The sequence below is a fragment of the Paraburkholderia sp. BCC1884 genome, from assembly GCF_900996225.1.
In the GTDB taxonomy this organism is placed as follows: Bacteria; Pseudomonadota; Gammaproteobacteria; order Burkholderiales; family Burkholderiaceae; genus Paraburkholderia.
Map to the genome: position 1 here is coordinate 650,669 of NZ_CAAJGL010000079.1, position 15,796 is coordinate 666,464.

The following is a 15,796-nucleotide window of genomic DNA, read 5'->3' on the forward strand; positions in this document are numbered from 1 at the left end:
GCAGCGCCGCCAGGTCGCGTGCGCCGCTCAAACTTCGGTCGGCAGCCCATACGGCAAGGCAATGAACCGAAGCGGGGCGCCATCGGCCGCGCCCAGATGCACCGAGCCGTTGTCGAGCGCCGCGAGCTTGATCTCGACCAGCAGATCGACGCCGCCCTCCGGCGCCGAGGCCGCGTTCACCACCATCCCGCACGGCTGGCCCGGATCGTCCGAATGGAACAGTTCCGCGCCGGCCTTGACCGTTTCCAGCTCGCCGGCCACGTTGGCAAGCGACGTGCGCCGCTTGATCGTGCCGCGATACTGGCTGCGCGCGACCACTTCCTGACCGGGATAGCAGCCTTTGCGGAAATTCACCGCCCCGAGCACGTCGAAATTGACCATTTGCGGCACGAACTGCTCGACCACCGGCTGGGTGATACGCGGCTCGCCCGCGCGGATGTCGAGCCAGTCCCACACCGCCGGCGACACGCGTTTGAGCTTCTCGTCCAGCAGCGGCAGAAGCGCGTCGACCTGCGCCTTTGGGCCGACCCACAAGTACCGCAGACGCTCGAGCGCATCCGGCACGCGAATCAATGAGCCCGCCGCACCGTCCACCTTGACGTGCACGCCGTCGGGCAACGCGTCGAACACACCGGAGAGCGCCTGACGCACGTCGCCGGCCAGACCGACGACCGCCAGCTCGCCGCTCGCGTCCACGAGTTTCGCTTTGGCGCGCAGGATGAACATCGACAGACGCTTCTGCACCGCCGCCTGCACGTCTTTCGACACCAGCAGGCGAATCGTGTCGCCGCTGCGCCAGCTCAGGAACGACGCGAGCAGCCGCCCTTTGGCCGAGCAGTAGCCGGCCAGCCGCGCGTTGGCGGCGTCGAGGTGCTGGGTGTCGTTGGTCAGCTGACCGTGCAGGAAGCTCGCTGCGTCGTCGCCGGTTGCGTCGATCACACCGAACTGCGTCAGCGGCATGTAGGCGCCGTGCTGGACGACGGCGTCGAATTCATCGGCCGAGGGACGCGGCAGGATGGGCAATGCGGGGACTTGGGCAGTGCCTGAAGCGGTAGCGAGCGGTGTGTTCATGGATTCCGGGAACAGTCAATTCTGACTTTAGCTAAGGCAAACAAGTATTATATGCAGTCCAACCCTGCCACGTTTCGCATGTCCCTCTTGAAGAAATGTTTCGCCGCCGGCGCAATCGTCGTTGTGCTGGCCGCAGCCGCAATTGCCGGCGGTTACCACTGGGCCAACAGCCCGCTCGATCTGAACCCCGCGCAACTCGACGTCACGGTCAAACCGCACAGCAGCCTGCGCAGCGTCACGCTGCAGCTCAATCGCGGCGGTGTGCCGGTCGAGCCGGAGCTGTTCGTCATCATGACGCGGCTGCTCGGGCTGCAAAGCGAACTGAAATCGGGCAACTACGAGTTCAAGACCGGCGTGAGCCCGTACGAAGTGCTGCAAAAAATTGCTCGCGGCGACGTGAACGAGTACGTGGCGACCATCATCGAAGGCTGGACCTTCAAGCGCATGCGCGCGGAGCTGGACGCCAATCCGGCGCTGAAGCACGACACCGCCGGCATGAGCGACGCCGATCTGATGAACGCGATCGGCGCGCCGGAAGCGTCGATCGGCAATGGCGAAGGGCTGTTTTTCCCCGATACCTACCTGTTCGACAAGAACACCAGCGATCTCGACGTGTACCGTCGCGCCTATCATCTGATGCGGCAGCGGCTCGACGAAGCCTGGCTCGCGCGTTCGCCGAATCTGCCGTACAAGACGCCGTACGACGCGCTGACCATGGCATCCATCATCGAAAAGGAAACCGGCAAGAAATCGGACCGGCCAATGGTGGCGGCGGTGTTCGCGAACCGTCTGCGGGTGGGCATGCCGCTGCAGACCGACCCGACCGTGATCTACGGCATGGGCGACAGCTACGCCGGCCACATCCGGAAGAAAGACCTGCAAACGGACACTCCCTACAATACCTACACCCGGATGGGGTTGCCGCCTACGCCCATCTCGCTGCCCGGTGTCGCATCGCTGCAGGCGGCGATGAACCCGGCGCAATCCACCGCGCTGTATTTCGTATCGCGCGGCGACGGCAGCAGTATCTTTTCGGACACCCTCGGCGATCACAACAAGGCCGTGGACAAATACATTCGAGGGCAATGATGGCGCGGGGCAAATTCATAACGTTTGAAGGCATCGACGGGGCGGGCAAGACCACCCATCTCAGCTGGTTTCGCGAGCGCCTCGAAGCGAAGGTCGCGAGCACCGGACGCGCCGTCGTGATGACGCGCGAGCCGGGCGGCACCTCGCTGGGCGAGCAGATTCGCGAGATCGTGCTGCATCAGAAAATGGACCTCGAAACCGAGGCGCTGCTGATGTTCGCGTTGCGTCGCCAGCATCTGGCCGAGGTGATCGAGCCGGCGCTCGCGCGCGGCGACTGGGTGTTGTCGGATCGTTTTTCGGACGCGACCTTCGCCTATCAGGGCGGCGGCCGCGGACTGCCGCGCGACAAGCTCGAAACGCTGGAGCGCTGGGTACAGGGCGGATTCCAGCCTGACCTGACGGTGCTGTTCGATCTCGATCCGGCGATCGCCGACGAACGACGCAGCGCAGCGCGCGATCCGGACCGATTCGAGAGCGAATCCGTGGCGTTTTTCAACCGCACGCGCGCCGAATATCTGCGCCGCGCCGAGGAAGCGCCGTACCGGTTCGCTATCATCGACTCTTCGCAGAGCATTGCGCGAATTCAGAAACAACTTGAAGAGCTGATTGCAGTCCTTTGATTATTAAAGAATATAAATTCGATTTATAACGGCACACCAAGTTCTTGCGACACCTCGCAAAGAACTGTCAACCGATTGATTTCAAAGAGAAACGATGATTTATCCGTGGCAAGCCGATGACTGGAAGCGCCTTCAGCAATTGCGCGGCCACTGGCCGCACGCCCTGTTGCTGCATGGCCAGGCGGGCATCGGCAAACTGCGCTTTGCGCAGCACCTTGCGCAAGGTTTGCTGTGTGAAGCGCAGCAGCCCAATGGCGAGCCGTGCGGCACATGTGTGGCGTGCAACTGGTTCAGGCAGGGCAATCACCCCGACTACCGGATCGTCGTGCCCGAGGCGCTGGCCGCCGAAGCCGGTCTGAACAACGCCGCCGACGAAAAAGCCGAGAAGGCCGACGCCGACGAAGGCAAGAAGACCCGCGCGCCCAGCAAGGAAATCAAGATCGAGCAGATTCGCGGCTTGCTCGACTTCGTCGGCGTCGGTTCGCATCGCGGCGGCGCGCGCGTGGTGGTGCTGTATCCGGCGGAAGGCCTGAACATCGCCGCCGCCAACGCGTTGCTCAAGACGCTGGAAGAGCCGCCTGCGGGCGTCGTGTTCCTGATGGTGTCGGCGCGTGTTGACCGTTTGCTGCCCACCATCATCAGCCGATGCCGCCAATGGCCGATGACGCTGCCCGCACCCGAGGTCGCGACCGCGTGGCTAAAAGCCCAGGGCGTCGCCGAAGCGCCCGCGCTGCTCGCCGAAGCCGGCGGCGCGCCGCTCGCGGCCCTCGCACTTGCCAGCGACGAAAACCGCACGCTGCGCGACTGGACCCTGAAGCAACTCGCCGCCGGTCCGCAGTGCGACGCCTTCGCCTGCGGCGAGGCGCTGCAGAAGCTGCCCGTACCGCTGGTGCTGGGCTGGCTGCAACGCTGGATGTACGATCTGCTGGCGCAGCGCACCGCCGGCGCGCCGCGTTATTTTCCGCAGGCTTCGGCGGCGCTCACGCGCTGCGCGTCGCAGGCGGACGCCAGTGCATTTGCGCGCTTCATGCGCACGGTGACGCGCCAGCGCGCGGTCGAGAACCATCCGCTGAACGCCCGGCTGGTGTTCGAGGAACTGTTTATCGGTTATCGCGAGCTGTTCGCTTAAGTCTTCCTGAGCGGCGCCTGCACGGCACGTCCGCCGTTCCGTGCGGGTCGCCTGGTCCACGCCGTCTTGCCCCATGCCGCGCTGCCAGCGGCGCTTTATCTCACGTCAAAGCACCATGAGCCTTTCCTACCGCGATGCCACGCTCGACGATCTGCCCACCATCGTCGCCATTTACAATTCGACCGTGCCGTCGCGCCAGGTGACCGCCGATCTCGAACCGGTGAGCGTCGAAAGCCGTCTGGCGTGGTTTCACGCGCATGGGCCGGCGAAGCGTCCGTTGTGGGTGGTGGAGGATTCGCAACAGCCGGGCCGCGTGATCGCGTGGCTGAGCTTTTCGGACTTCTATGGCCGTCCGGCCTATCTGCGCACCGCCGAAGTCAGCATCTATCTCGACGAAAGCGCGCGCGGCCGAGGGCTCGGCAAACAACTGCTGGCGGCTTCGCTCGCGGCAGCGCCGGCGCTCGGTATCGACACGGTGCTTGGCTTTATCTTCGGCCACAATGATGCGAGCCTGCGCCTGTTCCGCGGCTTCGGATTCGACACTTGGGGGTCGCTGCCGCGCGTGGCCGTGCTCGACGGCGTGGAGCGCGATCTGGTGATTCTCGGCAAGCGCCTCGACGCGGGCAAGGCCGCCGCCTGATTCATCCAAGCCATTCATTCGCAGGACACCACCATGTTTGTCGACTCGCACTGTCATATCAACTTCGAAGGACTCGCCGACCGCCTGCCGCAGGTGCTCGAGAACATGCGCAGCCATTCGGTCACGCACGCGCTGTGCGTCTCGGTCGATCTGGAGACGCTGCCGTCCGTGCTGGCGATCGCCAGCCAGCATGAGAACGTGTACGCGTCGGTCGGCGTGCATCCCGATCACGAGGACATGCGCGAGCCGAGTCTCGCCGAGCTGATCGAGTTGGCCGGGCATCCGAAGGTGGTGGCGATCGGCGAGACGGGGCTCGACTATTACCGTCTCGAAGGCCGCAGCATCGCCGACATGGAATGGCAGCGCGAGCGCTTTCGCACCCATATCCGTGCCGCGCATGCGACGAAAAAGCCGTTGATCATTCACACGCGCTCGTCGTCGGAAGATACGCTGCGCATCATGGCCGAGGAGCGCGCGAGCGAGCCGGGTGGCGTGATGCATTGCTTCACCGAGCCGTGGGCGGTGGCCGAGCAGGCGCTCGCGCAAAATTTTTACATTTCGCTGTCGGGCATCGTCACGTTCAAGAGCGCGACCGATGTGCAGGACGTCGCGCGCCGCGTACCGCTCGAGCGCTTGCTGATCGAAACCGACTCGCCATACCTCGCGCCCGTGCCATATCGCGGCAAACCCAATGAACCTGCGTACGTAAGTTATGTCGGACGCTTCATTGCGCAGCAGCGCGAGATGCCGGACACGGCGCTGGCCGCCGCGACCACGCAAAATTTCTTTCGACTCTTCAAGATTCCTGTGCCAGCCGGTGCGTGATAATCAAAGTCGATAAATATCAAAAGGATAGGGACGTTTCCTAAAGCAAAATATGAGAGAAATTTCGATGTCGATTTCAGCGTTTCAAGCGGCTCCGGCCATCCCGGCAGCCGCCAGCACGACGGCGCGCGGCTGGATCGCTTCGGTCCGTCGCGCGGCGTCGCGCCTCGGCTTTGCCGCGACGCTGGCTTGCGCCGCGCTGGGTTCGCTGGTTGCGTCGCCGGCGCATGCCGCGCCGATCGACTCGCTGATCAAGTCGGTCAAGTTCGACGACGTCGACAGTGTCAACAAGCTCCTCGCCAAAGGCATGGACCCGAACAGCGTGGATAACCAGGGCATTCCGCTGCTGGTGCTGGCCGCGCGCGAGAAGTCGGACAAGGTGGGCGCTGCACTGGTCGCCAATCCGAAGACCAACATCGAAATCCAGGACAAGGCCGGCGAAAACGCGATGATGATGGCCGCGCTGAATGGCGACCTCGACTTCGTCAATCTGCTGATCGCGAAAGACGCCGAAGTCAACAAGAAGGGTTGGGCGCCGCTGCACTACGCGGCCGCAAACGGCCATGACGACGTGGTCAAGGTACTGCTCGACCACTCGGCCTACGTCGACGCCGGTTCGCCGAACGGCACCACGCCGCTGATGATGGCCTCGCGCGGCGGTCACGTGTCGACGGTGAAACTGCTGCTCGACAACGGCGCGGATCTGACGGTCAAAAATCAGATCGGCATGACGGCGCTCGATTTTGCGAAGACGTACAAAGAGCCGGACGTCGTCGAAGGGCTGACGGCCCGCTTGCAGCAGACGCAACCGAAGTAAATGGACTCGCGCTCCGGGGCGGCGGGTCGCCGGCCCGGGATTGCCGCGAAATAGCCTGAAGATAGCGGCTGCACACACGCTGCGGCTTCGCAAAACAGTGCAGAATGACGACTTGGCGCGCCCCTATTTGGCGTGCCGTCCGGATGCGGCAACAGACCGCCTGATAAACGACCCTGGAAAGGAACACCATGCTGCGGGCTTTGATTTTCGCCAGCGCGCTTGCCGTACCGCTATCGGCCGCCGCGTTTACGGGAGGCGACCTCAACAAGCTGTGCACCAAGACGGATGTGGCATCGCGTAGCGCGTGTGCCGCTTATATCGAAGGCGCCGCCGACGGCATCTTCAACACCATCGACGCGATCGGCGGCACCACCGGGCCACGCGTCGGCCAGTACTTCTGTTTGCCGCAGGACGCACGCTCGGCGCAGTTGACCGATGCGGTGCGCAAATACATCGCCGAAAATCCGATCGTGGCGGGCTACAACGCCAGCACGGCGATCTCGCTGGGACTCGGTAAAGCGTTTCCTTGCCGGAGCGGGAACTGAGTCGGCGGTCGGGTTGATCGACGTGTCGACCCACGGCTGAGGCGAGGCGCTCCACACCGGGCGCGAGGCGCTCAGCGGGTTGTAAAAGCAGGAATTGGCTCGGGCCGACGCAGGCGTCGGAGCTGTCCGGGCCGGCTTTATCTCCGCGTGTCGGTTCGGCGCGTGCCGGGCCGGGAGTGCGCCCGGCAGAGCGCCGCGCAGCATGCAATGCGCGATCGCCTTCAGGGCGTCCGGCGGCGGCCATTTCGAGCGGCGCAGGCGGATCTGGCAATCCGCCGCTCACGGCCCGCGTACAGCGCGCCTCGCACGTTGCACCAGGCACTACACCATCTCGCGGCTACGCATCAGGCTTGCCGCTTCCGTCCACCGCCCAGCCCCAGAGGACCATGCTCCCATGCCGACTCTCGACGACCTCAACCGCATCGCCGAAGCGCCCCTGCACACCTGGCTCGGCGCGTTGATCGTCTCGGTCATCGCGGTGGTGCTGGCCATGGGCGTCCATCGGATCGGCGCACGCATCGTGACGCGCATCGCGCGGCCGTATCCGCTCACGAGCGTGGTGCTGCGCTATATCGACAAACCGTCGCTGTTCGTCCTCGTGATTCTCGCTCTGGAGGCCGTGTGGTCGGAAGCGCCGGACGAACTCACCTTCATCACGCCCTTGCGCGACGTCGCCGGAATCGCGCTGATCGGCGCACTGACGTGGCTATCGGTACGCTCGGCGGCGGCCATCGGCGAGGCCATCATTCAGGCCCATCCGCTCGATACCGCCGACAATCTGCAGGCCCGCCGCATCCACACCCAGGCGCGCGTGCTGGCGCGCTCGGTGATGCTGGTGATCGTGATCGTCGGCGTGGGCGGCGCGTTGATGACCTTTCCGAATGTCCGTCAGATCGGCGCGAGTCTGCTGGCGTCTGCTGGCGTCGCCGGTCTGGTCGCCGGTATCGCGGCACGGCCGGTGCTCGGCAATCTGATCGCCGGTTTGCAGATCGCGCTGTCGCAGCCGATCCGTCTCGACGATGTCGTCGTCATTCAGGGCGAGTGGGGACGTATCGAGGAAATTACCGGTACGTATGTCTCGGTGCGCCTCTGGGATCAGCGCCGGCTGATCGTGCCGCTGCAATGGTTCATCGAAAACCCGTTCTCCAACTGGACGCGCAGCAGTTCGCAGATCATCGGCACGGTGTTTCTGTATGTGGATTACCGGATGCCGCTTGCGCCGCTGCGCGAGGAGCTCGCGCGCATCGTCGAAGACGCGCCGGAGTGGGATCGCCGCGTGCAGGTCCTGCAGGTCACCGACGGCACCGAGCGCTCCATGCAGTTGCGCGCACTCGTCAGTTCGCTCGATTCGGGCCTCAACTGGGACCTGCGCTGCCGCGTGCGCGAGGGCCTGCTCGATTTCATCCAGCAACACTATCCGCAGTTCTTGCCGCGGGCGCGCGCGGAGGTGTCGGCGGAACTGGAAAACGGCAACGGCGAGCCGCTCGACTGGGTGCCGCGCGGCGCGCAGACGCCCGCCGGCAGTACCGCCGCGCATACCGAAGCCGATCCGGTGGCAAGCCGGGTGGGACGGCCGCAAGCGGTGGAGGCGGCGCCGAGGGCGAGCGTCAACGAAAAGGAAAAGGCGTAGGCCGGCCTGTAAATCCATGCAACTGATCGGGCACTAAAGCGGTCGAACCGTCCACTTACTTACGAATCCGGCGCGGCCGGGCGCATTATTCTGTTTCGGATGCTCGTCGCGAGCAGCGTGCGAAAGCCTGCCAACATCTGAATGCCGAGTCACCCGCCCGCGCCACGCGAACCAAGGAGGACAGCACTATGGGTCGACTGATCGTCGTGTCGAATCGCGTCGCAACGCCGACGGAAACCAAAGGATCAGCGGGCGGACTCGCGGTCGGCGTATTCGGCGCGCTCAAGGATGCGGGCGGCGTATGGTTCGGCTGGAGCGGCGACGTGGTGAGCGAGACCGTCGCCAACGCCGGGCCGACGCTGGAACAGGACGGCGCGGTGACCTTCGCGACCGTCGGCCTCACGCGCAAGGACTACGACCAGTACTATCGCGGCTTTTCCAATGCCACGTTATGGCCGGTCTTCCACTATCGCAACGATCTGGCGCGCTACGAGCGCGAAGAATACGCGGGCTACCGGCGCGTGAACGCATGGCTTGCGCACAAGCTGATCAAGCTGCTCGAACCCGACGACGTGATCTGGATTCACGACTATCACCTGATCCCGTTCGCCGAAGCGCTGCGCAACGAAGGCATCACGAATCGCATCGGCTTTTTCCTGCACATTCCGTTTCCCGCGCCGCAGATCCTGCTCAACATCCCACCGCACGAAGAACTGGTGAAGTCGCTCTCGTGTTATGACCTGCTGGGCTTCCAGACCGCCACCGACGAAGAGGCGTTTCACGACTACGTGGCCCGCCACGCGCGCGGCACGGTCAGCAAGGATGGTCTCGTCGAAGTGTTCGGCCGCAAGCTGCGCACCGGCGTCTACCGGATCGGCGTGTTTCCGGACGAAATCGCCGAACAGGCCAAGCGCTACGAAAGCCGTCAGCACGTGCTCGACCTCAAGCAGAGCCTGGAAGGCCGCAAGCTGATCATGAGTGTCGACCGGCTCGATTATTCGAAGGGCCTCGTCGAGCGCTTTCGCGCGTTCGAACAACTGCTGGAGCGCTCGCCCGAATGGCGCGGCAACGTCACGCTGGTGCAGATCGCACCGCCCACGCGTTCGGACGTCGCCACCTATCAGAAGATCCGTCAGGATCTGGAGTACGAAGCAGGGCGCATCAACGGTCGTTACTCGGGCCTCGACTACACGCCGATCCGCTATCTGAACCAGCAGTACGACCGCTGGAAGCTGATGTCGCTGTTCCGCGAATCGCAGATCGGTTTCGTCACGCCCTTGCACGACGGCATGAATCTGGTCGCGAAGGAATACGTCGCGGCGCAGAATCCCGACGACCCGGGCGTGCTGGTGCTGTCGATGTTCGCGGGTGCCGCGGCCGAGTTGAGCGGCGCGTTGATGGTCAATCCGCACGACGCAATCGGCATGTGCGAGGCCTTGCAACGCGCGTTGCAGATGCCGCTCGACGCGCGTCAGCGGCGTCACGAGATCAATATGGCGGCGCTGCGCAAGAACGATCTCGGCGTCTGGCGCGACAGTTTTCTGCGCGATCTGCGCAGCGTGCCCGTGCAGAAGCCCGGCAAGGGCGGCGGCCATAAGTGATGGGACTGCTGGCCGAAGCCGCCGCTTTGAGTAGCATGGCCGCTCGTGCCGCCGGCGCACGAAGCACGGTCGCATGCTGACCACGCTGGCGGTGGCGGGATACCGGTCGCTGCGCGAGTTGATCGTGCCGCTCGGGCGCCTGAATGTCATCACGGGCGCGAACGGCAGCGGCAAATCGAGCGTCTATCGGTCGCTGCGTCTGCTGGCCGAAACGGCGCGCGGCGGAGTGATCACGTCGCTCGCGCGCGAGGGCGGTTTGCCATCCACCTTGTGGGCCGGGCCGGAACGGTTTTCGCGGGCGGTGCTGGCGGGCGAGGCGCCCGTCGAGGGCACGCGTCGCAAGGATCCGGTGAGCCTGCGGCTGGGTTTCGCCAGCGAGGCGTTCAGTTATGCGATCGATCTCGGTTTGCCGCCGCTGGATCGTGAAACGCGTTTTCCGCTCGACCCCACCATCAAACGCGAGTGCATCTGGAGCGGTCCGGTGCTGCGGCCTTCGGCGCTGCTGGTCGACCGCCAGGGCGCGGTGCTGCGCACCCGCGACGAGCAAGGCGACTGGCAGACCGTTCCCCAGCCCGTCGCCAGTTTCGACAGCATGATGACGGAGTTCTCCGACCCGCGCACCGCGCCCGAAATGATTACCGTGCGCGAGCAGATCCGCTCGTGGCGTTTCTACGACCACTTCCGCACCGACGCCGAGGCGGCCGCGCGCCTGCCACAGATCGGCACGCACACGCCGGTGCTCGCCAACGACGGCGCGGACCTCGCGGCGGCCTTGCAAACCATCCGCGAAATCGGCGACCCGAACGCGCTCGACGCCGCCATCGACGACGCCTTTCCCGGCTCGCGTCTGGATGTCGCGACACACGACAGCCGCTTCGAAGTGGTGATGCATCAGCACGGTCTGCTGCGTCCGCTCAAAGGCGCGGAGTTGTCCGACGGCACCTTGCGCTATCTCTTGCTGGTCGCCGCGCTGTTGACGCCGCGGCCGCCCGCGCTCCTGGTCCTCAACGAACCGGAGACGAGTCTGCATCCCGACTTGCTGCCGGCGCTCGCCCGCCTGATCGCGCGTGCGTCCGCGCATTCGCAGGTACTGGTCGTGTCGCACGCGGCACGATTGATCGCGGCCCTCGAACGCGAGGAAGAGAGTCAGTCGATCGTGCTCGAGAAGCACTTCGGCGCGACCCGTATCGCCGACGCGGACGATCGCGATCTGCCGCCGTGGAAGTGGCCGGCGCGTTGATTGGCGCGGTACGGTCGCGCCGGTGGGATGTAAGCTAACTGTAACAGCGCCGAGCAAATGCAAGACGAAGGGCTTTTTGCCGGTACGTGGTGAATAATGCTGGGATGCCGGTGGTGCACCGCCTGGAATCGCGGGCTGGCACTGTCATACTCGGCGCCGCTGACGCGCACCGCCCCAGGCGCAAGCCGTCAGTTCACGGAGACACAATATGAAGATTGCGCAGATCGCCCCCTTGACCGAATCGGTGCCGCCCAAGCTCTATGGCGGCACGGAACGCGTCGTGTCCTACATCACCGAAGCGCTGGTCGATCTGGGCCACGACGTGACGTTGTTCGCGAGCGGCGACTCGGTGACGAGCGCGAAGCTCGAACCGGTCTGGCCGCGCGCGCTGCGTCTGGACCCGGGCATTCGCGACCGCGTCGCGCCTCACATGCTGCTGATGGAACTGGTGCGCCGCCAGGCCGAGAATTTCGACGTGCTGCATTTTCACCTCGACTACTACTCGTTCTCGGTCTTCAAGCGTCAGGACACGCCTTTCGTGACGACGATGCACGGCCGTCTCGACCTGCCGGAACAACAGCCGGTATTCGACACCTTCAACACGGCGCCGGTGATTTCGATCTCGAATGCGCAACGTCATCCGCTGCCGCAGGCCAAATGGCTGACCACGGTCTACCATGGCCTGCCGGATCAGCTTTATACCCCGCAACCGGTCGAGCAGAAATACCTCGCGTTCCTCGGCCGGATTTCGCCTGAGAAGCGCGTCGATACCGCGATCCGCATTGCCGGGCGCTGCGGCATGCCGATCCGTATCGCCGCGAAAGTGGACACGGCCGACCGCGAGTACTTCGAGCGCGAGATTCGTCCTTTGCTGGACTTGCCCTACGTCGAATTCATTGGCGAGATCGCGGATCATCAGAAGGCCGAATTTTTGTCCGGCGCGCATGCGTTGCTGTTTCCGATCGACTGGCCGGAGCCGTTCGGCCTCGTGATGATCGAGGCCATGGCGTGTGGTACGCCGGTGATCGCCTTCAATCGCGGTTCGGTGCCGGAAGTGCTGGAGGAAGGACTCACGGGCTTTATCGTCGAAGACGAGATCGGCGCGGTGGCGGCGGTCAACCGCCTGCATAAGATGCCGCGTGCGGCCGTGCGCAAGCGCTTCGAAGAGCGCTTCACTTCGCATCGCATGGCGCAGCAGTATGTCGACGCTTACCAGTCGGTGATTCGTGCGCAGAAGCGCTCGCGCTTCAAGGTGATCGACACGTCCGGCAGTTGAGTCGCGTGGCGCCGGCAGCATAAAAAAAGCGGCGATGTGCAATGCACATCGCCGCTTTTTCATGACCGCTTCGGACGGAACACAGGCACGCCCCGCAGCCTCGCCAGACCGATAACCGGACTATCAGATTTTCAGGCGCGATACCTTGGTGCCTGACAGCGACAGATCGCCCATCAGACCTGCATTGGTCAGCACGAACACTTCGACCGGCGCGGTGGCCGTAGTCGTGTCGATTGCGCCGTTTGCGCCCATTTTCACCAGCGCCACCGAGGCGTCGCCGCCGACCGACCAGCCGTCGGCATTGCGGAATTTGTCCAGTGCGTCTTGCGTCATGAACAGGAAAATGATGGCTTTCGACTGCGCGCCTGCCTGCAGGCCGAACGAACCGGAAATCGTACTGTAGTAGCCGACCGTGCCGCCGCCCACGCGCAGCGAACCTTCGCCGTACTGACCGCCGACGATGAAGCCGGCCTGCAGGACCGACGGGAACACCAGCACGCCGCGCGCCTTGGAAACCAGCTCGCGCGAACCCTGCACGGTGGTGAACAGACGCGACATGGTGCCGTCGACGCTGGCGTCGATCGACTGGCGTTTCGATGAATCGGTGGAAGGGGTGTCGTGGTTGCTGCCGTTGGTCGTACAACCAGCGAGTGCAAGGCCTCCGAAAGCGAGCGCAGCGGTAGTCTTCAGCATGAAGTTTCGTCTTTGCATCGTTTTTCTCCGTATGGTTCCGGGGCGCAACCTCGGTGTCTGTTGCCGGGTTGCTTTTAAGTTATATCACAGGAAAGCGTAAAAGGTGCGTTTGATCGGCAGGCGAAAAGCCTTGCAGGGCGGGGCTTTGCGGCAAGTCGTAAGACTCGGTGCAGTAACTTTGACCTGCCGCAGGCCAGCGCGAAACGCCGCTTGGGCCGCGCTTTGGAACGGCTACGCCCGTCTTCTCGCCGAAGGATCCCTCGGCCGACGAACACCGTTTGCGAGCACGCTGGCTCATCCGTTTTTACCGATGCGCCAAATGCACTGCATCGCTGAAATCGAACGAAAAGTGTTGCACGGACGCCGCATATCGCATCGGCACGCAATGGGGCGCGCGTGGCCCAATTCCGTCTGGATCGGATCACCCATGATTGGCGGGGCTCTTCACCGGCGGTGGCCGCCGCAATGCACGGCGCACCATGCCGATCACGACACCGATCAGGAACAGGATCACCGCGGGCACGATCCAGTAGCCGACGAACGCATGCCAGAGATAAGACATCAAAGTGGATCGGCGCACGCTGTATTCGTTGCGGGCGTCCTGCTGGCGCGCCGCATTCGCGGCCAGCACGTCGGCCGGGCAACCGGCGGCGCGCGCTTCGTCGGGCTCGCCATGGCAGCGCGCGGCTGCGCCTGCCGCGCGTTGGGCGCCGGTCAGATTCCAGGTGGTCAGCTCGCGGTTGAGGTCGACGGCGTTATAGGCCATTTCCTCGCGGATTTCGCTCACCGCCACGATCGCCACGGGTACGGCCCAGAATACGATGACGACCAGCCACCGCCTCAGCCAGCGGTTTTTATGCTTCGATACCATCCTTGCCTCCGATCGATGCTCTGCAGCACGAACGACAAGATGGCGGCCCGTCTAATGTTGTATAGGGGGGTGGGCCGTCTCCGCAGCCATCATAGAAGAAAAATGGCGGGTTCGGGCGAGTGGCGCGAGCGCGCGTGGGCGGTGAAGGGGCCGAGATAGGGTAAGCCCCGCGCCGGGTTCCGGCGCGGGCCGGATCGAGCGCGGCGAAGCGTGGCGCCGCGCTGAAGTCGCGCGGCGCGCTTCGACTCGCTCAGTTCGCCGGGGCGGACGACAGGCAGCTCTTCATGAAGGCCTTGCGATCGTCGCCTTTCTTGCCGGTGGCCTGCGTGTTGCACGCCTTCATCTTGTCCTGCTGGCTCATCGGCGCGGCGGCGGCCGGCTTGGCCGACAGACACGTCTTCATGAAGGCCTTGCGATCGTCGCCTTTCTTGTCGGCGGCCTGCTTGTTGCAGTCGGCCATTTTCGTCTGCTGACTGTTTTGCGCGAACGCCGGCGAAACCAGCACGGCGCCGAGCACGAGCGTAGCGATTGCGGATTGGATTTTCATGTGACACTCCATCGGTGGTGAAAACGTTTTTGGTCGTTCATGCGCGTGGGCGTCAACGGCATCCAGGGCCCCTCGGCGTACCCATTATGGCAAATGCTATCTGCCAGAACGGACAAAAGGGCAGTCCGGTTGACAGACTGCCGACGCTCGTTTTCCCTGAGCCGGCGGCGTCAACCGGGTCGCCGCTGTTTGAAACGGGCGAATGGAAATGCTATCGAAATTTGATATGCATTCCAGATCAATCGATGAAATCGACCCAATTGAATTACGGTTTCTCCATTCGAATCCAGCGATAAGAATGCTTAAATGCATTCGGCATTGCTGCGGGTGCACCTGAATAGTAAATCGGCAGAAAATCCCAACTCGCATGCCATGAGTAATATTGACGTGGTAGCACGATGCGGGCGCGTGGCGCCGCTGCTGATTCCTCAAACCGAAGGAGGCTCTCCATGCACTATCTGTTGATGTACGACCTGGTTCCCGACTATGTCGAACGGCGCGGCGCCTATCGCGACGCTCATCTGACGCTCGCGTGGGCCGCAGTGGAGCGCGGGGAGCTATTGCTCGGCGGCGCGCTGATCGAACCCACGGACGGCGCCGTCCTGCTTTTCACGGGCGAGTCCAGCGCAGCCGCCGAAGCCTTTGCCAAGGCCGATCCGTATGTTCTCGCCGGGCTGGTGACCCGCTGGCGCGTGCGCGAGTGGATGACGGTCGTGGGCGAGGGCGCCGCGAGGCCGACGCGCTAGACGCCAGCCGCATCCGTATCGATGCCCCTTTGCTCGCTACGCAAGCGGCCGTCACGAACCTCACTCGCGCGCGATGACGGCCTTGCTCCTGCGATGCGTATTGACTTATCCGGTCGCCACTCCGTGACACCTCGGGCACGTGAGCGCGATCGATCGGAATCGCTTCAAAAACACGCTCCACGCCTGCATCGAATTCCTAAAAGCCATTCAGCATGGTTAGCGCTTGTTGTGCTGTGCAATAACGCATTCTGGCGTCCAAACCGCAAGGGCTTCTGTTACAGCAATACGATAAATAACGCAGCCAAAAGGACAAGATTGTTTCTATCCGTAACACTTGTCTCAACCATATTCACGCAAACCCTGGTGGTGGTATGCTTCGTGCACAAATTCTCCCATGCACGAGTGAGACCACGTTTTGTGCTTCGGAATAGGGACAAACCGCACTAAATATGGGCG

16 protein-coding genes are annotated in these 15,796 nt (G+C 63.7%); 12 read left to right on the forward strand and 4 right to left on the reverse strand.

Annotation, left to right across the window (positions count from 1 at the left end; translation table 11 throughout):
• Positions 1-27: 27 nt before the first annotated feature.
• Positions 28-1,071, reverse strand: coding sequence for a YgfZ/GcvT domain-containing protein (locus FQ705_RS18325; RefSeq protein ID WP_144143445.1), 1,044 nt, complete (start codon positions 1,069-1,071; stop codon positions 28-30).
• Between the two features lie 78 nt (positions 1,072-1,149).
• Between FQ705_RS18325 and mltG the strand changes: the two genes are divergently transcribed.
• From mltG to FQ705_RS18380, 11 genes are all read left to right on the forward strand, one after another.
• A complete protein-coding gene (mltG, locus tag FQ705_RS18330) occupies positions 1,150-2,160 on the forward strand; it encodes an endolytic transglycosylase MltG (RefSeq protein ID WP_144143571.1) in 1,011 nt (336 codons plus the stop codon).
• The gene (gene tmk / locus FQ705_RS18335; RefSeq protein WP_144143572.1) at positions 2,160-2,780 is read left to right on the forward strand and encodes a dTMP kinase; all 621 of its coding nucleotides are present in this window, start codon (positions 2,160-2,162) and stop codon (positions 2,778-2,780) included. The genes mltG and tmk overlap by 1 nt, the downstream gene beginning before the upstream one ends.
• Positions 2,781-2,874: 94 nt before the next feature.
• The gene (locus FQ705_RS18340; RefSeq protein ID WP_144143446.1) at positions 2,875-3,909 is read left to right on the forward strand and encodes a DNA polymerase III subunit delta'; all 1,035 of its coding nucleotides are present in this window, start codon (positions 2,875-2,877) and stop codon (positions 3,907-3,909) included.
• A gap of 115 nt (positions 3,910-4,024) precedes the next feature.
• Positions 4,025-4,549 carry a GNAT family N-acetyltransferase gene (locus tag FQ705_RS18345; protein ID WP_144143447.1) on the forward strand — a complete coding sequence of 175 codons (525 nt, stop codon included), beginning with the start codon at positions 4,025-4,027 and terminating at the stop codon, positions 4,547-4,549.
• A 33-nt stretch (positions 4,550-4,582) separates the two neighbouring features.
• The gene (locus FQ705_RS18350; protein WP_144143448.1) at positions 4,583-5,374 is read left to right on the forward strand and encodes a TatD family hydrolase; all 792 of its coding nucleotides are present in this window, start codon (positions 4,583-4,585) and stop codon (positions 5,372-5,374) included.
• Between the two features lie 52 nt (positions 5,375-5,426).
• Positions 5,427-6,191 (forward strand): ankyrin repeat domain-containing protein, encoded by a 765-nt coding sequence (locus FQ705_RS18355; RefSeq protein WP_144143449.1) that lies wholly within the window; start codon positions 5,427-5,429, stop codon positions 6,189-6,191.
• Between the two features lie 188 nt (positions 6,192-6,379).
• Positions 6,380-6,736 (forward strand): Rap1a/Tai family immunity protein, encoded by a 357-nt coding sequence (locus FQ705_RS18360; protein ID WP_144143450.1) that lies wholly within the window; start codon positions 6,380-6,382, stop codon positions 6,734-6,736.
• A gap of 394 nt (positions 6,737-7,130) precedes the next feature.
• Positions 7,131-8,366: a mechanosensitive ion channel family protein gene (locus FQ705_RS18365; protein ID WP_144143451.1), complete on the forward strand. Its 1,236-nt coding sequence runs from the start codon at positions 7,131-7,133 to the stop codon at positions 8,364-8,366.
• A gap of 188 nt (positions 8,367-8,554) precedes the next feature.
• Entirely contained in the window at positions 8,555-9,967 is a 1,413-nt protein-coding gene (gene otsA / locus FQ705_RS18370) for an alpha,alpha-trehalose-phosphate synthase (UDP-forming) (RefSeq protein WP_144143452.1), read from the forward strand.
• Positions 9,968-10,040: 73 nt separating this feature from the next.
• Positions 10,041-11,207, forward strand: a complete 1,167-nt coding sequence (locus FQ705_RS18375) for an AAA family ATPase (protein ID WP_144143453.1) — start codon at positions 10,041-10,043, stop codon at positions 11,205-11,207.
• Positions 11,208-11,415: 208 nt separating this feature from the next.
• Positions 11,416-12,483, forward strand: coding sequence for a glycosyltransferase family 4 protein (locus tag FQ705_RS18380; protein ID WP_144143454.1), 1,068 nt, complete (start codon positions 11,416-11,418; stop codon positions 12,481-12,483).
• A gap of 123 nt (positions 12,484-12,606) precedes the next feature.
• Here FQ705_RS18380 and FQ705_RS18385 read toward each other — a convergent pair whose 3' ends face one another.
• From FQ705_RS18385 to FQ705_RS18395, 3 genes are all read right to left on the reverse strand, one after another.
• Positions 12,607-13,194, reverse strand: coding sequence for a YSC84-related protein (locus FQ705_RS18385; protein ID WP_144143455.1), 588 nt, complete (start codon positions 13,192-13,194; stop codon positions 12,607-12,609).
• A 403-nt stretch (positions 13,195-13,597) separates the two neighbouring features.
• Positions 13,598-14,047: a hypothetical protein gene (locus FQ705_RS18390; protein WP_144143456.1), complete on the reverse strand. Its 450-nt coding sequence runs from the start codon at positions 14,045-14,047 to the stop codon at positions 13,598-13,600.
• A gap of 250 nt (positions 14,048-14,297) precedes the next feature.
• Entirely contained in the window at positions 14,298-14,594 is a 297-nt protein-coding gene (locus tag FQ705_RS18395) for a PsiF family protein (RefSeq protein WP_144143457.1), read from the reverse strand.
• A 449-nt stretch (positions 14,595-15,043) separates the two neighbouring features.
• Here FQ705_RS18395 and FQ705_RS18400 point away from each other — a divergent pair, with 449 nt between their 5' ends.
• On the forward strand, positions 15,044-15,340 hold the full coding sequence (locus FQ705_RS18400; protein WP_144143458.1) for a YciI-like protein: 297 nt from the start codon (positions 15,044-15,046) through the stop codon (positions 15,338-15,340).
• The last annotated feature ends 456 nt before the right edge of the window (positions 15,341-15,796 follow it).